Source organism: Glutamicibacter sp. BW78 (assembly GCF_002332245.1).
In the GTDB taxonomy this organism is placed as follows: domain Bacteria; phylum Actinomycetota; class Actinomycetes; order Actinomycetales; family Micrococcaceae; genus Arthrobacter_H; species Arthrobacter_H rhombi_A.
Window position 1 is genome coordinate 23,596 of record NZ_NRGU01000023.1, and the last position, 19,686, is coordinate 43,281.

Annotated in this window: 21 protein-coding genes; 4 read left to right on the forward strand and 17 right to left on the reverse strand. The window is 63.8% G+C overall.

Going from position 1 to position 19,686, the window contains the following annotated elements:
- Positions 1 to 26: 26 nt before the first annotated feature.
- From pdxS to CIK75_RS03565, 11 genes are all read right to left on the reverse strand, one after another.
- Positions 27 to 941 carry a pyridoxal 5'-phosphate synthase lyase subunit PdxS gene (gene pdxS / locus CIK75_RS03515; RefSeq protein WP_086996830.1) on the reverse strand — a complete coding sequence of 305 codons (915 nt, stop codon included), beginning with the start codon at positions 939 to 941 and terminating at the stop codon, positions 27 to 29.
- Positions 942 to 1,095: 154 nt separating this feature from the next.
- Positions 1,096 to 1,656, reverse strand: coding sequence for an HIT domain-containing protein (locus tag CIK75_RS03520; protein ID WP_086996833.1), 561 nt, complete (start codon positions 1,654 to 1,656; stop codon positions 1,096 to 1,098).
- Between the two features lie 3 nt (positions 1,657 to 1,659).
- The gene (thrS, locus tag CIK75_RS03525; RefSeq protein ID WP_096223232.1) at positions 1,660 to 3,663 is read right to left on the reverse strand and encodes a threonine--tRNA ligase; all 2,004 of its coding nucleotides are present in this window, start codon (positions 3,661 to 3,663) and stop codon (positions 1,660 to 1,662) included.
- Positions 3,664 to 3,803: 140 nt separating this feature from the next.
- Positions 3,804 to 4,565, reverse strand: coding sequence for an SDR family oxidoreductase (locus CIK75_RS03530; protein ID WP_096223233.1), 762 nt, complete (start codon positions 4,563 to 4,565; stop codon positions 3,804 to 3,806).
- A 629-nt stretch (positions 4,566 to 5,194) separates the two neighbouring features.
- Complete coding sequence (locus tag CIK75_RS03535; protein ID WP_086996841.1) at positions 5,195 to 5,647, reverse strand: SRPBCC family protein; 453 nt, start codon at positions 5,645 to 5,647, stop codon at positions 5,195 to 5,197.
- Positions 5,648 to 5,988: 341 nt separating this feature from the next.
- The gene (locus tag CIK75_RS03540) at positions 5,989 to 7,242 is read right to left on the reverse strand and encodes an APC family permease (RefSeq protein ID WP_096223234.1); all 1,254 of its coding nucleotides are present in this window, start codon (positions 7,240 to 7,242) and stop codon (positions 5,989 to 5,991) included.
- Complete coding sequence (locus CIK75_RS03545; RefSeq protein ID WP_241895268.1) at positions 7,235 to 7,939, reverse strand: GNAT family protein; 705 nt, start codon at positions 7,937 to 7,939, stop codon at positions 7,235 to 7,237. Before CIK75_RS03545 ends, CIK75_RS03540 begins: the two co-directional genes overlap by 8 nt.
- A gap of 28 nt (positions 7,940 to 7,967) precedes the next feature.
- Entirely contained in the window at positions 7,968 to 8,591 is a 624-nt protein-coding gene (locus CIK75_RS03550; protein ID WP_158225886.1) for a maleylpyruvate isomerase family mycothiol-dependent enzyme, read from the reverse strand.
- A 32-nt stretch (positions 8,592 to 8,623) separates the two neighbouring features.
- Positions 8,624 to 9,097 (reverse strand): DUF1990 domain-containing protein, encoded by a 474-nt coding sequence (locus CIK75_RS03555; RefSeq protein WP_096223237.1) that lies wholly within the window; start codon positions 9,095 to 9,097, stop codon positions 8,624 to 8,626.
- A 72-nt stretch (positions 9,098 to 9,169) separates the two neighbouring features.
- On the reverse strand, positions 9,170 to 12,796 hold the full coding sequence (dnaE, locus tag CIK75_RS03560; RefSeq protein ID WP_096223238.1) for a DNA polymerase III subunit alpha: 3,627 nt from the start codon (positions 12,794 to 12,796) through the stop codon (positions 9,170 to 9,172).
- Positions 12,793 to 13,104: a DUF6504 family protein gene (locus CIK75_RS03565; RefSeq protein WP_086996855.1), complete on the reverse strand. Its 312-nt coding sequence runs from the start codon at positions 13,102 to 13,104 to the stop codon at positions 12,793 to 12,795. The genes dnaE and CIK75_RS03565 overlap by 4 nt, the downstream gene beginning before the upstream one ends.
- Positions 13,105 to 13,281: 177 nt before the next feature.
- Here CIK75_RS03565 and CIK75_RS03570 point away from each other — a divergent pair, with 177 nt between their 5' ends.
- Positions 13,282 to 13,680, forward strand: a complete 399-nt coding sequence (locus CIK75_RS03570; protein WP_096223239.1) for a polyketide cyclase — start codon at positions 13,282 to 13,284, stop codon at positions 13,678 to 13,680.
- A 92-nt stretch (positions 13,681 to 13,772) separates the two neighbouring features.
- Here the strand turns inward: CIK75_RS03570 and CIK75_RS03575 are convergent, their stop codons facing one another.
- The 4 genes from CIK75_RS03575 to CIK75_RS03590 form a co-directional block, all read right to left on the reverse strand.
- Positions 13,773 to 14,348 (reverse strand): GNAT family N-acetyltransferase, encoded by a 576-nt coding sequence (locus tag CIK75_RS03575; RefSeq protein ID WP_086996861.1) that lies wholly within the window; start codon positions 14,346 to 14,348, stop codon positions 13,773 to 13,775.
- A 70-nt stretch (positions 14,349 to 14,418) separates the two neighbouring features.
- Positions 14,419 to 14,826 carry a VOC family protein gene (locus CIK75_RS03580; RefSeq protein ID WP_086996864.1) on the reverse strand — a complete coding sequence of 136 codons (408 nt, stop codon included), beginning with the start codon at positions 14,824 to 14,826 and terminating at the stop codon, positions 14,419 to 14,421.
- Between the two features lie 10 nt (positions 14,827 to 14,836).
- Positions 14,837 to 15,277 (reverse strand): helix-turn-helix transcriptional regulator, encoded by a 441-nt coding sequence (locus CIK75_RS03585; RefSeq protein WP_096223240.1) that lies wholly within the window; start codon positions 15,275 to 15,277, stop codon positions 14,837 to 14,839.
- 9 nt (positions 15,278 to 15,286) lie between these two features.
- Entirely contained in the window at positions 15,287 to 16,051 is a 765-nt protein-coding gene (locus CIK75_RS03590; RefSeq protein ID WP_096223241.1) for an SOS response-associated peptidase, read from the reverse strand.
- 35 nt (positions 16,052 to 16,086) lie between these two features.
- On the opposite strand from CIK75_RS03590, the gene CIK75_RS03595 reads away from it, so the two are divergent.
- From CIK75_RS03595 to CIK75_RS03605, 3 genes are all read left to right on the forward strand, one after another.
- Positions 16,087 to 16,356 carry a glutaredoxin domain-containing protein gene (locus tag CIK75_RS03595; protein ID WP_086996987.1) on the forward strand — a complete coding sequence of 90 codons (270 nt, stop codon included), beginning with the start codon at positions 16,087 to 16,089 and terminating at the stop codon, positions 16,354 to 16,356.
- Positions 16,357 to 16,459: 103 nt separating this feature from the next.
- Complete coding sequence (locus tag CIK75_RS03600) at positions 16,460 to 17,545, forward strand: S-(hydroxymethyl)mycothiol dehydrogenase (RefSeq protein WP_086996989.1); 1,086 nt, start codon at positions 16,460 to 16,462, stop codon at positions 17,543 to 17,545.
- Positions 17,545 to 18,177, forward strand: a complete 633-nt coding sequence (locus CIK75_RS03605) for an MBL fold metallo-hydrolase (RefSeq protein WP_096223242.1) — start codon at positions 17,545 to 17,547, stop codon at positions 18,175 to 18,177. The genes CIK75_RS03600 and CIK75_RS03605 overlap by 1 nt, the downstream gene beginning before the upstream one ends.
- A gap of 96 nt (positions 18,178 to 18,273) precedes the next feature.
- On the opposite strand, the gene CIK75_RS03610 is transcribed toward CIK75_RS03605, so the two are convergent.
- Both CIK75_RS03610 and CIK75_RS03615 read right to left on the reverse strand, forming a co-directional pair.
- Positions 18,274 to 18,765, reverse strand: a complete 492-nt coding sequence (locus tag CIK75_RS03610) for a hypothetical protein (protein WP_143413257.1) — start codon at positions 18,763 to 18,765, stop codon at positions 18,274 to 18,276.
- A gap of 147 nt (positions 18,766 to 18,912) precedes the next feature.
- Complete coding sequence (locus tag CIK75_RS03615) at positions 18,913 to 19,665, reverse strand: lipoate--protein ligase family protein (protein ID WP_241895270.1); 753 nt, start codon at positions 19,663 to 19,665, stop codon at positions 18,913 to 18,915.
- Between the last annotated feature and the right edge of the window lie 21 nt (positions 19,666 to 19,686).

Genomic DNA, 19,686 nt, shown 5'->3' on the forward strand with positions numbered 1-19,686 from the left:
GCCAGCCGTTGGTGATGCTGTGGTGTTTACCAGCCGCGCTCGGAGAGGCGGTGCGGTTCGGGCAGCTCCTCCACGTTGATGCCGACCATGGCCTCGCCGAGGCCGCGTGAGGCCTGGGCAATCACGGAGGGGTCGTCGTGGAAGGTAGTGGCCTTCACGATGGCTGCGGCACGCTGGGCCGGGTTCCCTGATTTGAAGATCCCCGAGCCGACGAACACGCCGTCGGCACCGAGCTGCATCATCATCGCGGCATCCGAAGGAGTGGCGATGCCGCCGGCGGTGAAGAGCACGACGGGCAGCTTGCCGGCCTCGGCGACTTCCTTGACCAGTTCGTAGGGGGCCTGCAGCTCCTTGGCAGCCACATAGAGCTCGTCTTCGGGCATGGAGGACAGCTTCGCTATTTCGGCGCGAATCTTGCGCATATGACCCGTGGCGTTGGAGACGTCGCCCGTACCGGCTTCACCCTTGGAACGGATCATTGCGGCACCCTCGTTGATGCGGCGCAGGGCTTCCCCGAGGTTGGTCGCCCCGCAAATGAACGGGACCGTGAAATCACGCTTATCGATGTGGTTCACGTAGTCGGCGGGTGTGAGCACTTCCGATTCGTCGATGTAGTCGACGCCGAGGGACTGCAGCACGCGGGCCTCCACGAAGTGACCGATCCGTGCCTTCGCCATGACGGGAACCGATACGGCTTCGATGATGCTGTCGATCATATCCGGGTCCGACATGCGCGATACGCCGCCCTGCGCACGGATATCTGCGGGCACCCGTTCCAGTGCCATGACGGCAACGGCGCCGGAATCCTCGGCGATTCGGGCCTGCTCGGCGGTCACGACATCCATGATGACGCCGCCCTTGAGCATATCGGCCATGCCACGCTTCACCCGGGGGCTACCTGTGGTGGAGGACTGCGCGGAGGTGTTCTCAGTGCTGGACACGGATGGTCCTTTCAAAACGGGGGAAAGTACGCTCCATCCTAAGCCAGTGTGCCGGCGATCACCGCCCCGGATGACGCCACCGGTCAGCGATGGGCGTGCTTTCCGTCAGTCGATGACGCAGATGCTCCAACACAACTGATGCTCGAGGGCTGCCTCAGTCCTGTTCCCACGCGTCGGCGATGTCCTGACGGATATCGCCCAGGACCGCGGGGATGGCCTTGGTCTGGGCAATAATCGGGAAGAAGTTCCCGTCCCCGCTCCACCGGGGAACCACATGCTGATGCAGGTGCGCGGCAATACCAGCCCCGCCGGCCACTCCCTGGTTCATCCCCAGATTGAAGCCGGAAGGGTTGGCCACCGCCCGGAGGACGCGCATCGCTTGTTGGGCTGCAGCACCCATTTCTGCGGTTTCCTCCACGGTGAGATCCGTGTAATCGGGGACGTGGCGGTAGGGACACACCAACAGATGCCCGGAGTTATATGGAAAGAGGTTGAGCACCACGAACACCGTTTTGCCGCGGTGGACGATCAATGATTCCTCGTCGCTGCGCTGCGGTCCGGTGCAGAACGGGCAGTCGTCCTCGCTTTTGACCTGCCCCTGGCCCCGTTTGATGTAGGCCATGCGATAGGGCGTCCAGAGGCGTTGGAAGGAGTCCGGGACCCCGGCCAGTTCGAAGTCGTCGGTGATCTCCTCGTCGTGTTCCGGGGTCCCCACGGGCTACGCCTCCCGGTTCTGCACGGCGGTCACGATGCGCTCGATGGCCTCGGCCACCGGCACCCCGTTGTCCTGGCTTCCATCGCGGAATCTGAAGGAGACGGCGCCGGCCTCGGCGTCTTCTCCCCCGGCGATCAGGGTGAAGGGGATTTTGTTCTTGGAGGCGTTGCGGATCTTCTTCGGGAACCTCTCGGTGCCCAGATCCGCTTCGACGCGGATGCCGCGGGCCTTGAGCTGGCCCACGATGTCCTGGACGTAGTCGTTGAAGGCCTCGGCCACGGGAATGCCGAGCACCTGAACCGGGGCCAGCCAGGCGGGGAACGCGCCGGCGTAGTGCTCGATCAGTACACCCATGAAGCGTTCCACGGAACCAAAGAGGGCGCGGTGGATCATCACCGGCCGCTGGCGAGAGCCATCTGCTGCCTGGAATTCGAGTTCGAAGCGCTCGGGCAGGTTGAAGTCCAGCTGGATGGTGGACATCTGCCAGGTGCGCCCGATGGCGTCACGGGCCTGGACGGAGATCTTCGGGCCGTAGAAGGCGGCTCCGCCCGGATCCGGGACCAGTTCCAAACCGGATGCGGTGGCTACCTCCTCCAGGGTGCGGGTCGCCTCGTCCCAGGCATCGTCGCTCCCGACGTATTTCTCGGGGTTCTTGGTGGAGAGCTCCAGATAGAAGTCGTCGAGTCCGTAGTCCTTGAGCAGGTCCAACACGAATTCCAGCGCGTTGGTCAATTCGTCCTTCATCTGCTCGCGGGTGCAGTAGATGTGGGCGTCGTCCTGGGTCATGCCACGCACGCGGGTCAGCCCGTGCACGACGCCGGATTTCTCGTACCGGTAGACGGAACCGAATTCGAACATGCGCAGGGGCAGTTCGCGGTAGGAGCGGCCCCGGGAGGCGAAGATCAGGTTGTGCATCGGGCAGTTCATCGGCTTGAGGTAGTAGTCCTGGCCGGGCTTGCGCACCGAGCCGTCCTCGTTGAGTTCCTCGTCCACGTGCATCGGGGGGAACATGCCGTCGCGGTACCAGTCCAGGTGACCGGAGATCTCGTAGAGGTGGCCCTTGGTGATATGCGGGGTGTAGACGAACTCGTAGCCGGCCTCTTCGTGGCGTTGGCGCGAGTAGTCCTCCATGGCCCGGCGGATGATGCCGCCCTTGGGGTGGAAGACCGGCAGGCCCGAGCCGAGCTCGTCGGGGAAGGAGAAGAGGTCCAGTTCGGCACCGAGTTTGCGGTGGTCGCGGCGTTCGGCCTCGGCCAGGCGCTCCTGGTAGGCCTTCAGATCGGCCTTGGTCGGCCAGGCGGTTCCGTAGATGCGCTGGAGCTGCTTATTCTTCTCGTTGCCCAGCCAGTAGGCGGCAGCGGAACGGGTCAAAGCGAAGGCATTGGAGATCAGTTTGGTGTTGGGCAGGTGCGGGCCGCGGCAGAGATCGCACCAGATGGTGTCCCCGGACTTGCGGTCCACGTTGTCGTAGATGGTGATCTCACCGGCACCGACCTCGATGTTGGCGCCCTCGGCGACCGCGTCGGCGTCGCTGGACTTGCCCAGGATCTCCAACTTATATGGCTCTCCCGCCATGGCGGCACGGGCTTCGGCCTCGGTCACGACGCGGCGGGCGAACTTCTGGTTCTGGTTGACGATCTTGAGCATCATCTTCTCGAGGGTCTTCAGATCCTCGGGGGTGAAGGGCTCTTCGACGTCGAAATCGAAGTAGAAGCCGTCGGTGATGTAGGGGCCGATGCCCAACTTCGCCTCCGGGCGCAGTTGCTGGACGGCCTGGGCCATCACATGGGCTGTGGAGTGGCGCAGAACCTCAAGCCCTGCCGGTGAATCGATGGTCACCCGTTCGACGGTGGTCCCGGCTTCGAGTTCGCGGGACAGGTCGCAGAGGACGTCGTCGACCTGCATGACGACGACGCTGCGATCGTCGAAGTACAGCTCGGCGCCGGTGGTGCCCGCAGCCACCTCTCGCTGTACGCCGTCGACACTGAGGGTGATCTGCTCTGACACGTGGGTCTCCTGAATCGTGGTGGGGCTTCATGACTTGTGGCATACGGTGACCACAGCCAGCCGGGATCCAGCTTAACGGACCAGATCATGCCCGAACCAATCGGATCCCGGCTGCCGGCCCCACCCGCCCCGGAATCGGGTCAGCGCAGTTTGATGGATCCGCCGTCTGCCATGACCGTTTGTCCGGTCATGTAGCGGGAGTCATCGGAGCACAGGAACGCGACGATGGGAGCCACATCGGTCTCCGGATCGCCGAAACGTCCCAACGGCACCTTCTCCTCGGAGGCGGCGAACATCTCCGGGTAGTTCTTCTTCCAGTTCTCCACGCCTTCGGTCATGGCCATCGGGCACACCACGTTGACCCGGATGCCATCGGGGGCCCATTCGTTGGCGACGACCCGACTGAGTCCGCGGATGGCTTCCTTGGCCGCAGCATAGGCCGCCTGGGTCGGCTGGCCTTCGAGCCCGGCGCCGGATCCGTAGTTAACCACGGCCCCACCGGTCTTTTTCAGTTCCTGGTAGGCAGCGAGCATGAAGTTCCGGGTCGCGAAGAAGCCGGTGTTGAAGGACAGGTCCCACATGGCATCGGTATGGTCCAGGAAGGACCCTTGCTTGGAGGCGTGGGCGTTGTTGACCAGGGCGTCCAGATGACCGAAGCGTTCCACGGCGCGCGCTACCGCCTTCTTCGCGACCTCGGGATCGGAGACATCCCCGGCGACGAATTCCACGGCCTGGCCGAGTTCCTCCACGATGGCAGCTCCGGCGTCCTCGTTGAGGTCCACCGCCACGACCCGTGCGCCTCGGGCCACGAACGCCCGGGTTACCGCACCGCCGATACCAGCGGCACCGCCGGTGACGATGATCGCCTTGTCCTCGAGATTGCGAACTGGCTGGTTATCCATGATGACTCCTTCGATTTAGTGTCTTTACGACAGTATACTCTCGTTGTCCGGACCGTGACGAATGCTGGTGTTCTCCACGAGGCCTAGGCGGCGGTTCGGTGATCCCCTCACGGCAGGCACCGCCCAGCGTGAAACCACCAACTCCCTCCTCGTGGATGCCAGCCACAGGGCAACCAGACTCCCCTCGCAGCCCCGACGGCCGACGTCGACCCGGGTTGCACTGCGCTGGGCCTGATTCTGCTGGCCGCCCTGGCCCCTGCCACCTGGACCATCGCGACCACGGGCGCACACGCCCATTTCGGGGAACTGACGTTGCGGATCCACATCGGGTTCTGGGCCACGGCCCGGCCCGGAGGACCCGCAGCAGCGGGCCGGCTTCCTGCGCTGGCCACCGGGGCCGAACCTGCTGACCGCCGTCCTGCCTCGACTGCGGCAGCTAACCCACCCCGACCGAGGCCAGCGCCTACCGCCCAGCCACAACGCGAAAGACCCACCCATATCCGGGGCACCACATCCAGACCGACGCCAGCAACTCGCTACTCGCGGTTTCCGGTCAGAGTTGCGCCCGGGAAACTCGGGTCACGTCCGTGGACACCAGATCCTCGGTCCGGCGGCCCGTTCTGCGTCCACTATCGTTTCGCGAGTGCGGCGTCCTCGATGGCAGCCAGCATGCCAGTGAAGTTCGACGTCAGCATCTTGTCGATCAACGGGCCCGTGAATCGACCAATTGGCCCACCCCGGGGAACGTATCGGTAGTCGAACGTCGCGAAGGAGCCGTCCTCGTCGGGCAGGAGCATGAGCGTGGACTCGGCCCGCTTGATCGGCACCGCCAGGCTCGGCTGGTTTTCTGTGTCGATCCTGCGCCCCTCCTCCCACGTGGTGACGGTTTCATCCATGCTGCCCATCGGCTTCAGTTCAACGCGGCGGCGAGCGCCCACACCGCTGGTCTGCTCGCCGATGGCTCTCGTGGACCTGAGACCATTCCAATGCTTCGCGAGATTCGGGAAGTCGGCGTACAAGGCCCAGACTGAACCGATGGGCGCAGACATGCGCCGTTGCACCATGATGTGACGTTCAGGCATGAGGATCACTCCACGTGATGGGCCGGCTGAAGGACTATCTACAGTCCCGTCAGTGTGGTGGCGTTCGCGGCGGTCGTCAAGGGGTCAATTGCCACGAGTTTCCGCGCCGTTTTCGGTAATTACCCCCACCCCGGCTGAGAACAGCGCCCACCGCCCGGCCACGAAGCGAAGTGCCCCCGGGACGGTGGAGCAGCCCCGGCCCACCCATGGAAGACCGCCCACATCCGGAGCACCGCACCCAGACCGCCCCAGCAATCCGCTCCGCGCGAACTCGGTCCGGACCCCTTCCCTGTTATGGCCAAAGTTCCAGCACAACGGATAGGGTCCGGGCACCATCCATGTCAGGACGCTCTTCCGATCCTGATCAGCCGCAGGACGATCCCCGCGGCGAACATCACGATCCCGATCGCCACCGACAGTGGCGGCAGCGTGGCGATCAGGGCCACGCATGATCCGGCACCCAGGACTTGCAAGGCCTGAGGATACCTGCGGTCGACAGCGGGCTGCGTGAATGCAGCGGCATTGGCGACCAGATAGTAGACGAGGACGCCGAAGGAGGAGAAGCCGATCGCCTCGCGCAGATCTGCGACGGAAATGACCGCGCAGATCACCACGGCGAGTACCATCTCCGCCCGATGCGGAACCCTGTAGCGGGGGTGCACCGCGGAAAGCCACTGTGGCAGATCGCGTTCGCGGGCCATGGCCAAGCTCGTCCTTCCGAGCCCGGCAATGAGGGCCAGGAGTGCGCCTAGGGACGCTGCCGCGGCCCCGAACCTGACGACGAAGCCGACCCAGGGCAGGGATCCGGCATCAACGGCCGCCGCCAGCGGGGCCACGTGGCTCGCCACCCCACCGGGGCCCAGGGTCGCCAGCAACGTCACGGCAATCACCGCGTAGACCAAGACGCTGATGCCCAGTGCGATGACGATGGCGCGGGGAATCGTTCGTTCGGGGTGGCGGACTTCTTCACCCATCGTCGCGATTCTGGCGTATCCGGCGAAGGCAAAGAACAGCAAGCCTGCGGACTGCAGGATCCCATACCAGCCGTGGGCCAGCAGGCCAGCACCCAGGATGCCTGACGGGGCGCGGGCAGGACCTCCCCACGCGGCTGCCGCCCCGATCGCCAAGGCCGCCAACACCACCACCACGATGACGCGGGTGACCGCTGCAGTGCGGGTGACCCCGAAGTAGTTGACCGCTGCCAGAACCAGGACAGCGGCGATGGCTACAGGACGTTCCCACCCGGACGGGGCGGCATAAGCGGCGAAGGTCATGGCCATGGCTGCAGCGCTTGCCGTCTTTCCGATCACGAACCCCCATCCGGCCAGGAACCCGGGCCAGGAGCCGAGCCGTTCGCGCCCATAGACGTAGGTCCCGCCCGAGGTCGGATAGACGGCAGCAAGCTGGGCGGATGACGTTGCGTTGCAAAAGGCCACGATGGCCGCAACGAGCAAACCGATCAGCAGTCCCGATCCTGCCGCGGCCGCCGCCGGGGTGAAGGCCGCAAAGATGCCTGCACCAATCATCGAGCCAAGACCGATGACCGAGGCGTCAAAGGTATTCAGTCGCCGGGCCAGGGCCTGGGGTTCAGCCATCGTCAGTTTCCTGCGATCCATCCGTGCACAGCACCTGGTACATGACATGGTCCTGCCACCGCCCGGCGATCTTCAAGTACTTCGGCGCCGTGCCATACCGGGTAAACCCGTTGCGCGCCAGGACACGTTGTGAGGCGTGGTTCTCAACCAGGGTCTCCGCTTGCAGTCGGTGCAGTCCCAACTCATTAAAGGCACATTGCCTGGCTTCGGCCACAGCCCTAGTGGCCAGGCCGGCCCCATTGTGTTCCTGGCCGACCCAAAAGCCCAGACTGCCTGACTGAAGCGCGCCACGGGTGATGCCATTGAGGTTGATCCTGCCGACCAAGGCGCCGGTCTCGTCGGTGATCCCCCAGGCAATCATGGTCCCGGCGGCCCGCGCTTCAAGGGCCCGTTCCAGCAACTCGCGTTGTCCGGCGATGGTGAAGAAGGATTCGGGCCTGACCGGTTCCCAAGGCGCCAGAAACGAGCGGTTCAGTCGAAGCAGTTCTGCGAGTTCGCCGGCGTCGTCGGAGGACAGGGACCGTGTTTTTCGCTTCACCGTTTGCGCAACGGCCTTCTCCTCGGGCATGCACAGGACGCTACCCGAAACCGAGCCCCGCATCCTGCGGCTCAGCACAAAGGCTGGTCTTCGGCGCGGACCCGCCCCGGGGGGAATCAGGCCATCCATGCCGGAGGCTTCGTAGCCGTCGTCGTTCATGGCCAGCTACTGCTTCGGTCCCCGACGCTCACCACGGGGCCAGCGTCGCGGTCGGATCCAGTGGTCCCCGACCGGCCAGCCAGGCCATGACTCGTCGGCGGTCACCGGAGGATCCGAGCCTTTCTGCGACCGTGGCCAGCAGAATAGGAAGATCCCACTCGACATATTCATCCGGCCAATCGGCAGGGGTGTAGCCCAGTCCCAGATCGACATGGTGCATCTCTACTTCGCGCAGCCGGTGCGCGGGGCATCCCGAAACCCCGTAGTGTCCACCGCCCAGAAAGTCGCCATGAGGCCACCCGGCTGCTGCATTGAGCATGAAGACTTCTTCGAGCTGCGATTGGCTGTTTTCCACGTCGGCAATAATCTCCGCGGCGGCCCGCCCTGCTCCGGCTTCAATCTCGTTGCCACGCTGCTCGGGTCCGTTGGCATACTTCGGCAGGTCCTCTCCACGAAGCGCACCAGAAAGTCGACGTGCATGGGCGTCGGCGTTGCGGGCCAGATGGGTCAGAACGTGCCCTACGCTCCAGCCGGGTAGACGGCTGGGGGCCCGAACCTGCTCCTCCGTCAGGTGGGCAACCCGCGTTCTTAATCGTGTCTGCGCTGCACAGCAGAGTTCTGCCGCACGCTGTGGATTGCTCTCCAAGTCCATCTGCGCACCAACCTTTCTATCAGAGCCGGCAATCATCGCAGCGCGCGCAGATAACGTCGTCGCACGATGTGCTGGGCGATGAGCAGCACAGGGTAGAGGACCCGCCAGGGTTGTTGTGGAGCCGCCCGGGTGAGCGAGCGGACCGTGAAGTGCACGGCGTCGCCCCGGCGGTGCACGATGAAGGCCTCTTCACCACTGACGGGGTGCCCCGGCCTAGTGCGGTAGGAAAAACCGACGCGGTCGTGTTCGATGACCACGTCGGTGACCTCCACGGGTTCGATGATCGTCATCCCGAGGACGTGCACGGTGACATCCAGGCGGTCCCCCGGAGCCGCTGGGGCCGTTGAGTTCACGCAAAACCCGCTGGCAGTCTTCACCCGCCAACGCATGACATCCACTGTTACGCGCTCCCAGAGCGCGTCGCCTTGGCCCAACAGTGCCGAGGCCTCCGAGCGACGGTATCTGGGGTCGGTCGATGGCCATTCCTCAAGTTTCGGGCTGGTCATCCGGTGCCTCTCCCTTGGTTCGTGTCCTACGGTGACTTGTCCTGCTTCAGCCTACTGGCGGTGGGACCCGGCTCATGATCCGACGTCGAACTCCGGCCAGTCCTCGGGAACCTCACCGGGCAGCCGGTGGTCCAGGCCTTCGTCCTTCATCCGGGTAGCCAACGACAAGGCGCCCTCGCTGCCGGGCTTCTTGGTCGCGGACAGTGACTGCTTCGCACTGACACGGTTCGGGTCGCTGAGGTGTCCCGGCCCCGGGAGGGAGGCCTGGTCAGCAAGGTCCCACGCCTGGAGGGCCTGCAGGCTGATGCCGCGGGGGCCCGTCCGCCGGGTGATCCCGTGGACCAGCAAAAGCCGGGTGGAAAATAGCAGCGGCCCGGAGTTCTGCTGGGCTTCGTGGAAGAAGGTGCAGTCCACGCAACCGGTTCCGTCGTCCAAGGAGATGAACACGACTCGTCGGCCACCACGCATGGGTGGCGTCTGCGTTGCAACCCGCACCCCGGCCACCAGAACCTCGGTTCCGTTGCGTAATCCCCGCAGATCCTCGGCATGGGTCGCCCCCAGTTTCGCCAATACCGGGGCATGGGTGGACATCAAATGGCCGCTGACGTCAACCGACATCAGATCCAATTCGGTCCGGACGGTTTCCTCCATGCTCTGTTCGACGTGTCCCACGGCCAATCCGCCCAGTTCCACGTCGCTCATGGGCAAGGGCAGCTGCCCGGCAATGGGGCGGTGCCGTGGGGGCAACGCCTTGGCGGGCCTGGCTGCCAGATGGGCCATCAGGTCCGCACGGTTGCCGCGCCCAGCCACCTTTTGCAGGGAATCGAAGGCCCCTAGGGCGGCAAAAGTCCGCAACGAGGAACGATTCAGCCCCGACCGGTCGCGCACATCAGCCAGCGAGTCGTAGGGCTTTCCGGCAACGACGCGCTTCACCTCGTTTCCCGAGACCCCGTGGATCCCGCTCAGGGACAGCCGGATGCCTAACCGTCCGGCTGGCATCGTTCCCGGTGCCCGGTAGACGGGTGGAACCGTGGCCGGGGGCAGCAATCCCTTCAAACGTTCGACCCGGTAGGAGGCGTCAGAGCAGTTGATATCCAGTGGCAGGATGGGGATGCCCATCCGCCGAGCCTCCGCTACCAGCAAACGTTTGGGATACATTCCGGGATCGTGTTCCCAGATACCGGCTAGGAACGCCTCGGGGTGGTGGGCCTTCAGCCAGGCCGACTGGTAAGTCGGCACGGCGAAAGCTGCCCCATGGGCCTTGCAGAAGCCGAAAGAGCCGAAGGCCTTCAATGTCGCCCAGACCTCGTCGATCACGGCCAGCGGATAGCCCCGCTCCAGAGCTCTGGAACGGTAGAGTTCCTCCACCCGTGGTTCGGCCTGCTCGTTGCCCAGCAGCCGCCGATACACATCTGCCTTGGCCAATCCGCACCCGGTCATCACGTCGAAGATCCGTAGTACTTGTTCGTGAAAGACCGTGACCCCATGCGTCTCGGCCAGTGCTGGTTTAAGGTCAGGGTGAGGATAGTTTTCAACCGCAAAGCCATGCCGATTTTCCAGATACGGTTTGACCATATTTGATTGCATGGGCCCGGGCCGGAACAACGAGATATCGATGATGATGTCGTTGAATTCGCGTGGTGCCAGTTTGCCGATCAGTTCACGCTGCCCGGGAGATTCGATCTGGAAGCAGCCCAGCGTGTCGGTGGTGCGGATGAGTTCGAAGGTCGGTTCATCATCCAGCGGGACCCGCTGCAGGTCGATGGTCCCGTCGGTGTCCAGATACTCCGGAAGCCCCCCGTCAGATGTTTTCGAATGGGCGCCGGCGCGGGCAACCGCATCCCCGTCCCCATGGATCCGGACGACCTCGGAGACCGCATAGGCCATCGCCGATTGCATGCGCACCCCCAGCACATCCAGTTTGAGCATGCCCATGGGGTCCATATCGTGCTTATCGAATTGGCTCATCGCCAACCCGAGTCCGCTGGGCTGGACCGGGGTCCGGTCCAGCAGGGTGTTATCCCCCAGGATCACCCCGCACGGGTGCATGGAGATGTGGCGGGGCAGTCGGTCCAGCCGCTCGGTCAAATCCACCAGCAGGTCCAGCTGCTTCTCGGCCCCCATCCGTTCGGCAAAGGGGCGCAGCTCCGGCTTCTCGTCCAGGGCCTCGCGGAAGTTGCTGGCCGAGAAACGCCACAGCTGTTTGGCGATGACATCCAGGTCCCCGTCTCCCATGCCCAGCGCCTGCCCCGCGTCCCGGACCGCGCCACGGGCCCGGTACCCGTTCTGCATGCTCATCAGGGTGACCCGCTCTGAACCAAACCGTTTGAAGATGTGCTCATAGACCCGATGTCGTTCGGCGGATTCGACGTCGATGTCGATATCGGGAAGGGTCGTCCGGTCCCGCGAGAGGAAGCGTTCGAAGAGCAGGTCGTGGGCCAACGGGTTCACATGGCTAATGCCCAGGAGGAAGTTCACCACGGAAGAAGCGCCGGATCCCCGGGCGGCATTGCGCACGCCCAGGGTAGTGATCATCGAGCTAACCTCGGCCACGGTGAGGAAGTAGGTGCCAAAGCCCAGGTCGGAGATGGTTTCCAGTTCCATCGCGAGGCGATCGCGCAGCGCACGGGAACCGGCGTCCTGAGGGATCAGGCGGGTAATGCCTGCTTCGCAGCGTGCCGCCAGTTCCGCATCGGGGTGACCGCTGATACCAATCACGCTGGCTTCGGGGACCACGGGGATTCCCCAGCCGGCGTCGTCCACCGGGTCCATCCGTGCCCAGTCGGCCATGGCCGAGGTGTTGCCCAGCAGTTCCCCAGCGGCTCTCCCCTCCCCCGCGTCCCGCGCAATTTCCCGGGCCAAGGCGTTCATCCGTCCGGGGCTTTTGAGCCATCCCTGCCCGTTTGGTTGCAGATCGCCAAGAGTTTCCAACGAGCTCAAGGCACGGGCAGAATCCAGCACGTCGGCAGTAGCCGCACCATCGGGGTCTGCATAGCGCACGGCGTTGGTAAGTACTGCCGGAACATGAAGGGCCTGGGCGACGCGGAGCATCCGGATGGAATGCGCTGTGCTGAGCCGCTCCCCCGGGGTGTTCAGGTGGGTGACCAGCTCGAGGTGCACCACATCTCTACCCACCGCCTGCAGCCATCCGGCCAGCGCGGTCCTGGCGCGTGGGAGTTCACGGCGCAGGGCCGCCTGACCGACATCGGAATCTGGTCCCAGCAGCACTTTCAGTACCGTACCGGCCTCCGGGTCGGTGGCACACGACGCTAACTGCGCACGAGTCACCCCCACGGGTTTGCCTCCGGTAGCACCCCGGTGCGCCGCAGTCCCCTCATGGGCTAGGGAGACCAGCCGGCACAGAGCCCGGTAGCCGGCCCCGTCGCAATGTCCTTTAGCCAGTACGATGACACGCCCTTGGAGCTGTAGTCCCGGGCGCCCCCGGGCAGCATGCGCCGGAGGATGCCGGGCGTTATCAGCGCCGGGACCCAGCACCGCTAGGTTCACCCCGAGGATCGGATCCAGTCCGGTCTCCCGGCACGCCTTGAGGTGTTTGACGGCGCCGTAAAGGCCATCGCGTTCGGTGCTGGCCAGGGCATCAGCCCCCTCGGCAGCGGCCTTCAGGGCGAGGTCTTGGGGCCAGGAAACCCCGTAATGTGCGCTGAACGCGGAGGCCACGTTCAAATGCGTGAAACTCATGCACTCTCCAGCAAGGCATCGTGGATCCGGATGAGTCGCCAGCGCCCGCTCTCCACATCGCGGGAGACCTCGAAGGTGAGCAGCGGCCCCTTGCCGGCGAGCCTGACCTGTAGTTGCCATATCTCATGGTCGACAAGTCCCGGACCGCGGCCGCGTTCTGCGCGGATCTCCTCGGCCCACCAGCGGCGGCGCTCAAACCAGCGCACGGGATCGGCGGCAACACGGTATTCCCGTCCCTGCCACCGCATCCGCAAAGGTAAGCCTGCGGTGCTGCATTCCACGTCGACTGACTGGGTGAAAAGCCCCATCTGATACCTCCAATTCGCCCCGGACGACGGCATAGGTCTCGGGGCCCTAAATCATGGAAGGGGCCGCAAAACTGCCTGTGCGCGACGATCATCCCATTCTATTCGAATCTTTGTTCTAAGCAAGATCAGACTAGAAAGTATGTACGACACTTTGGGTTTCTGGATAGGATCTGGACCATGACATGGCCGGTGCGACACCTCACCCAGACCATTGACGCTGGAATCGACCGGGTCATCGCCGTTGCCGCTGACCCTCTGCAGCTCCCTCATTGGGCCGAGGGTCTGAGCTCCGGCATTCGCAACGAAGAGGGACGATGGATTACCGATTCCCCGATGGGCGCAGTCGAGGTGAGGTTCGTCGGCCCGATCAAGTCGGGCGTCCTCGATCATGACGTGGTCCTGCCGGACGGGACCGTCGTGCGCAATCCCCTCCGTGTACTGAGCAACGATCAGGGCAGCGAGGTCGTGTTCACCCTCTTCAAGAAAACGGGAATGAGTAACGCCGAGTTCGAACAGGATGCCAACGATGCTCGGGAGGATCTCGCCCGGTTGAAGGCGCTGGTCGAGGGCGGCTGACATGACACGCTGACGGCGGAGAGCACGCCCTTCTCCTTCATCAGCGGACCAGGGTTGCCTTCTTCTTCCTCCCGCGGGTAGCGGAGGTCCTGTTAGGATGCTCCGTCGCCGGGCAGGAGGGAGAACAGCACCATGTCATGGCGTTCACCGAAGCGTGCGGCCTTGGATCGCTGGATACCTTCGCGGGTGAAACCGGCCTTGAGTGCCACCTGCTGGGAACCATGGTTTTCCGACGCGGCTTCGAGGCTGACCCGTTGGGCTCCCAGATCTTCTATCGCCCACCGGCTCACGGCCTTGGTTGCCGCCGTAGCCACTCCACGGCCACGAGCCCATGGCGCCACCCAATATCCCACTTCCACCGTGGCGTTCGTCTGGTCGACATCAACCAGCCCGCAGGAAGCCAGGACAGCGTCCGTGCTTTCATCCACCACGGCGAAGGAAGCTCCGGCCTGCTCGCGCCAGGTTGCTGCGGAAAAATCGGCAAATGAGACCGCGTGATCCTGCGTGTATGGATACGGCACGGTCGTCCACCGGATGATTTCCGGGTCTTGGCAGGCCTGGTAGATCGAGTCCGCATCCTCGGGGCTCCAGGGGCGTAAGACGATCCCCGCCCCACCGTTCGTGGAACTTTTCAAGATCGGGTGCGTCGTGCTCCACGTCAAAGTCATGATGAACACCCTAGGGGATGCCCTGCCCGGGTCACGAGACGTCACTCGCAGGAGGCAGGAGCACCGCCGCTCAGTCAGTTGCTTGGTTAATGCGCACCATGTTCCCTGAGGGGTCACGGAAGGCACAGTCGCGTGGTCCCCACGGTTGATCGATTGGCTCCTGGAGCACTTCGGCACCCGTGGCACGGACTTTTTCGAAGAGGGCGTCGACGTCGTCCGTGGTGAACACGGTCATGGGCAGCACACCTTTGGCCAGGAGTTCTTGGAGGACATCCCCGTCCTGCTCTGATCGACCTGCATGTGGATTAGAGAGCACGATTTCCGCCCCTGGCTGGGAGACGGTACCCAGGGTGACCCACCGGTGCCCGCCACCGGCGACGTCGTTGACCACCTCGAGCCCGAGTCCGTCGCGATAAAAGGCGATGGCCTCGTCGACATCGTTCACGGTGATGTGGCAGTACTTCAAGGAAATGTTCATGTATCCAACGCTAGTCCTGGATAACTGGGGGTGCTTCTCGGATCCTGCTCGGTTTCAAGGAGGTAGGTCGGGAGGTTAACCGCGCCAAACAGCCCGGCATGGCCTGCAGTGCCGCATGGTCCAAGGCCCGGTACTGCGTCAGGGAAACACCGGCGATCCGGGTGAAGCTCGAACTGAACGACCCCAGTGACGTGCAGCCCACGGCCAGGCAGGCATCGGTGACCCCGACCCCACCCCGCAGCAAGGTCATCGCTCGTTCGATGCGTCGGGTCATCAGGTAGGCATACGGCGATTCACCATAGGCGGCCTTGAACCTTCGGGAGAAATGGGCCGGGGACATCAGTGCCGTGCCGGCCATGGTGGGCACATCGAGAGGATCAGCGAAGTCGCGGTCCATTAGATCCCTGGCGCGACGCAACCGCATCAGCTCCTGCAGTTCGTGCGCTTCCATGCCCTCAGATTACTCCGCGAAAAGGTCCTGAACCGGCTCGATGAGCTCGGGACCGTTGTTCCGCACGTTGCCCACGGCGGAGCCCACTTCCCGGAGAGACCAGCCTCCGGCAACCTCATAGGCTTCGGATCTGACTTGCTCGACCAGTGGGGCAGCTTCCCGGTCGCCGGGGTTCAACCATTCGGACATCGTCTCCCGATCCAAGGGGATGGGCAACCGATCGTGCAGTCCATGCAGTTCGTCGAGCACCGTGGATTCGCCCGTCTCGTCGGGTGAGGCCATCGTGAGGATGCTGCAGCTGAGCAGCCAGCGTTCGGCGTCGTCCTCTGCCTTGGACGCGTCCTTCCACCATTCGTAGATGCCGGCGAAGAAGATCAGCGAGCCGTCCTGCGGATGAACGAAGTACGGGCGTTTGGAAGCGGTCTTGCCGGTCCCTGACTTCTTCCATTCGTAGTAGCCCTCGGCGGGGACGGCGCACCGGCGGGCCTTGATGGCAGAACGAAAGGTGGGTTTCTCCAGAACGGTTTCACTGCGGGCGTTGAAAGCCCTCACCCCCACGGAAGGGTCCTTGGCCCAGATAGGTACCAAACCCCATGTGGCCACGTGCACCTGACGGACGACTTCGTCGTCGACCAACCGCTCCAACACAATCGGAACATCGCTGGTCGGGGCGACGTTCCACGATTTACGCAGTTCCAGCGCATCGTCGGCTTCCGCCTCGGCTTCGGCTACCAGGTCACCAATGGCCCGGGCCATTACGTATCTCCCACACATGGAATAAGGATCTCATAGTGCCGGTTGTGCTGGACATGACTGATTTGAAGACTGAGGACTACATCCCCGAAGCCGGGACCGTCACCATGTTCACGACCTCCTGGTGCGGATACTGCAGAAACCTAAAGAAGGCCATGGACGCCGATGGCATCTCCTACCGGGAGGTCAACATCGAGGACGTCGCGGGAACCGCCGAGATCGTCGAGGAGTTCAACGGCGGTAACCAAACGGTCCCCACCTTGATCTTCTCCGATGGTTCGGCCGTCACGAATCCCCGTATTGAGCAGGTTCGCGAGCGTCTCTAGGCGCTCTATGACAGGATGAAAGGTGCCCGCGGTTTTTTCCGTGTGGGCACCTTTTTTCTGAACTGAATGGGCCGTGCAGGGCATGGCCGAGAGGATGGAAACCATGGCACAAAAGGTCAAGGCTGTCGTCGTGAAGGCCAAGGACGCACCGGTGGAAATCGAGACGATCGTCGTTCCGGATCCCGGTCCCGGCGAAGCGGTCGTGGACATCCTCACTTGCGGGGTCTGTCACACCGACCTGCACTATAAGCTCGGCGGAATTGGCGATGACTACCCCTATCTGCTGGGGCATGAGGCCACCGGCGTGGTCAGCCAGCTCGGTGAAGGCGTAACCAATGTCCAGGTCGGCGACCGCGTCGTCCTGAACTGGCGTGCCGTGTGCGGGGAATGCCGCGCTTGCGCCAAGGGCCAGCCGCAGTATTGCTTCGATACTGCCAATGCGGCTCAGCCGATGACCCTCGAAGACGGTACCGAGCTTTCCCCCGCGCTGGGCATTGGTGCCTTCGCCGAGAAAACTTTGGTCGCCGCGGGCCAGTGCACCAAGGTGGACGACGACGTCGATCCAGCTGCCGTGGGCTTGCTGGGCTGCGGAATCATGGCCGGTATTGGTGCGGCCATCAACACCGGCGAGGTCAAACGCGGCGAATCCGTGGCGGTCATCGGTTGCGGAGGTGTCGGCATCGCCGCTATTGCCGGCGCGAAGCTGGCCGGGGCCACCACCATCATTGCCGTGGACATCGACCAGTCAAAGGTCGACATGGCCCTGGAGCTCGGTGCCACGCATGGGGTGAACTCTAAGGAGAAGGACCCGGTCGAAGCCATCCAGGCGTTGACCGGTGGCTTCGGCGCCGACCTCGTCATCGATGCCGTCGGCCGCCCGGAAACCTATCAGCAGGCCTTCTACGCCCGTGACCTGGCCGGCCGGGTGGTGCTGGTGGGCGTCCCCAATCCGGAGATGAAGCTCGAACTGCCCCTCGCCGACGTCTTCGGCCGCGGCGGGTCACTGAAGTCCTCCTGGTACGGCGACTGCCTGCCTTCCCGCGACTTCCCCATGCTCGTCGAACAATACAAGCTCGGAAGACTGGATCTGGATGCGTTCGTCACCGAACGCATCGGGCTGGGCGATATCGAGGCGGCCTTCGACAAGATGCATGATGGCACCGTCTTGCGTTCGGTGGTGGAGCTCTAATGGCCGCACAGATCGAAAACCTGGTGACCTCCGGAACGTTCAGCCTCGACGGCGGAACATGGGATGTAGACAACAACGTGTGGATCATCGGTGACGAGGCCGAAGTCTTCGTGATCGACCCGGCGCATAAGCCCGCTGCCATTGTCGAAGCGGTGGGCGGACGCAAGGTCACCGCCATCCTGCTCACCCATGGGCATGACGACCATATCCGTTATGCGCGCGATTTCGCCGAGATGGTCAACGCTCCGATTTACATGAATCCCGAGGATCAGATGCTCTGGGAGGATGTCTTCCCCGGGACGACGCCGGATCAGGAGATCTCAGATGGCGATACCTTCGACATCGCCGGTACGACGTTGAAGGCGATCCACACTCCTGGCCACTCCCCCGGATCCACCTGTTTCTACGCCGAGGAGTTGGACACGGTCTTCTCCGGGGACACCCTGTTCAGCGGTGGCCCCGGTGCCACCGGGCGCAGCTATTCCAGCTACGAGACGATTGTGGCCTCGATCAGGGACCGACTGTTGGTGCTGCCGCAGAACACCATCGTGAACACCGGCCACGGTGATGCGACCAGCATCGCTGCCGAAGCCCCGCAATTGCAGGAATGGCTGGACCAGATCAGCAAGTAGTCGAAACTGGCGGCCGACAGGCCCCCGATAGATCTACCGCGTGGCGGGAGCCCGAAAGGGGTCCCGCCACGCGGTGTTTCACCAGCTCCCACAGCCCTAGGCGCCTTGCTCTCGTCGCGGCCTTCGAAACTCGTGGGCCACACTGCCCAGCGAATCCACTTCGGCAGTCCTGGCCTGGACCACCGAAACCGACCGTCTGACAGTTGCGGAGGAATCCTTGAAGGGAACCTGCACCACCTGGAGCACGTTGATGATTCCGTCGTACCGCCGGACGGCTTCGGTCAGCTCGATGCTATGGGCATAGCGGTGAAGGACCAGATCTCGTCCTTCTCCCAAGCGAGTTGGCCCGGGTTCCAGCCGGAGGGAACCGACCACGACACCGGCGATGAGTTCATGAAGGATCCGGTGACCACGGGAGAATCCCGTCTCGCGGATGATCAGCTCCGGCTGGTGGATCCCGGTCAGTCCCACGGTATAAGCGACCGGAACCCCGCGGCGTCCGATCGCGTGTTCAATGAACCATTCCCCCGGCAATGGCGCCAGCCGCCCCTCGAGCCGGCTGGACGTAATGCTGCAGCTCCTACACATGATGCCTCCTTAGGGCACCGGTCTCCCCGCCGGAGTCTCAGCGCCTAGCCACCAGCATCGAGCCGTGGTCGTGAACCGTGAGGGCGCAGCTTCCTGCTGTGCACAACGGGGGTGTGTGCACGCCTGTGGGTGTCGAGTCGACGGAGGTTATCCCACCAGGGCTTGTGGGTCGATGACGGTGGTGTGCTGGGCATAGGCCCGCAGCAGCGCCTGTTCAACGGCTTCCACGGTGGTTCCAGGAACCAGGTCCTCCGCGGCACCAGCCGTCGTCGGGTCGAAGTCCAATCCCATATCCGCGTAGACGGCCTCCAGAACCACGCGCAACGGGGCAGAGTCTTCGATGACGAACACACTGGCGAACAGCCAGGCACCGGAAACAACCCGTTGTGCGGTGCCCACAAGTTTCACCGGGGATGCGGTGCTGGAGCCGGGGCCGGGCCGGCCATGGACGCTGAATTCACCGGGACAGTACTCCCCGGGGATTTCACCCACCACGGCGTCGATGCCCAGGCTCTTCAGGGCCTCGGCATAGAGGCTGCCCAAAACCTTGAAGCGGTCCTGATGGCCAAGCATCGACTCACCTGCTGGTTCGACATGATCGACGATCAAGGTGCCCTGGTGGTAGGCAGCTGCCCGGCCGCCAGCTTTTCGGACCACGGGGTCGAAGCTCAGGCCACGAGCCGAGGCGGTGGCCTGTTCATAGCCGGGAAGCCTGATATCCCGTTGGCCGAAGGCCACAGTGGGTTCGGGGCGGTAGAGGCGCAGTGTCGGCCCGGACTTCCCGTCGCGAACCCGTTCAAGCAGCTCGATGCCTTCGAGCAGGTCAGCTTCCGGGTTTCCACTCGCCTCGGAACGCCACACGGTCAGGGGCTGATGCGTGGCGGAATTCCAGGAAGTCATGGTGACGATTCTAGTTGTGGG

Coding starts and splice junctions, on each gene's coding strand:
- CIK75_RS03545 (WP_241895268.1), bottom strand. CDS start 7,939: ATGAACGACGACGGCTACGAAGCCTCCGGCATGGATGGCCTGATTCCC.
- CIK75_RS03555 (WP_096223237.1), bottom strand. CDS start 9,097: ATGACCAGCCCGAAACTTGAGGAATGGCCATCGACCGACCCCAGATAC.
- CIK75_RS03535 (WP_086996841.1), bottom strand. CDS start 5,647: ATGCCTGAACGTCACATCATGGTGCAACGGCGCATGTCTGCGCCCATC.
- CIK75_RS03565 (WP_086996855.1), bottom strand. CDS start 13,104: ATGGGGCTTTTCACCCAGTCAGTCGACGTGGAATGCAGCACCGCAGGC.
- CIK75_RS03550 (WP_158225886.1), bottom strand. CDS start 8,591: ATGGACTTGGAGAGCAATCCACAGCGTGCGGCAGAACTCTGCTGTGCA.
- CIK75_RS03580 (WP_086996864.1), bottom strand. CDS start 14,826: ATGAACATTTCCTTGAAGTACTGCCACATCACCGTGAACGATGTCGAC.
- CIK75_RS03600 (WP_086996989.1), top strand. CDS start 16,460: ATGGCACAAAAGGTCAAGGCTGTCGTCGTGAAGGCCAAGGACGCACCG.
- CIK75_RS03540 (WP_096223234.1), bottom strand. CDS start 7,242: ATGGCTGAACCCCAGGCCCTGGCCCGGCGACTGAATACCTTTGACGCC.
- CIK75_RS03615 (WP_241895270.1), bottom strand. CDS start 19,665: ATGACTTCCTGGAATTCCGCCACGCATCAGCCCCTGACCGTGTGGCGT.
- CIK75_RS03575 (WP_086996861.1), bottom strand. CDS start 14,348: ATGACTTTGACGTGGAGCACGACGCACCCGATCTTGAAAAGTTCCACG.
- CIK75_RS03590 (WP_096223241.1), bottom strand. CDS start 16,051: ATGTGTGGGAGATACGTAATGGCCCGGGCCATTGGTGACCTGGTAGCC.
- CIK75_RS03595 (WP_086996987.1), top strand. CDS start 16,087: ATGACTGATTTGAAGACTGAGGACTACATCCCCGAAGCCGGGACCGTC.
- CIK75_RS03605 (WP_096223242.1), top strand. CDS start 17,545: ATGGCCGCACAGATCGAAAACCTGGTGACCTCCGGAACGTTCAGCCTC.
- CIK75_RS03530 (WP_096223233.1), bottom strand. CDS start 4,565: ATGGATAACCAGCCAGTTCGCAATCTCGAGGACAAGGCGATCATCGTC.
- CIK75_RS03585 (WP_096223240.1), bottom strand. CDS start 15,277: ATGGAAGCGCACGAACTGCAGGAGCTGATGCGGTTGCGTCGCGCCAGG.
- CIK75_RS03610 (WP_143413257.1), bottom strand. CDS start 18,765: ATGTGTAGGAGCTGCAGCATTACGTCCAGCCGGCTCGAGGGGCGGCTG.
- CIK75_RS03570 (WP_096223239.1), top strand. CDS start 13,282: ATGACATGGCCGGTGCGACACCTCACCCAGACCATTGACGCTGGAATC.
- dnaE (WP_096223238.1), bottom strand. CDS start 12,796: ATGAGTTTCACGCATTTGAACGTGGCCTCCGCGTTCAGCGCACATTAC.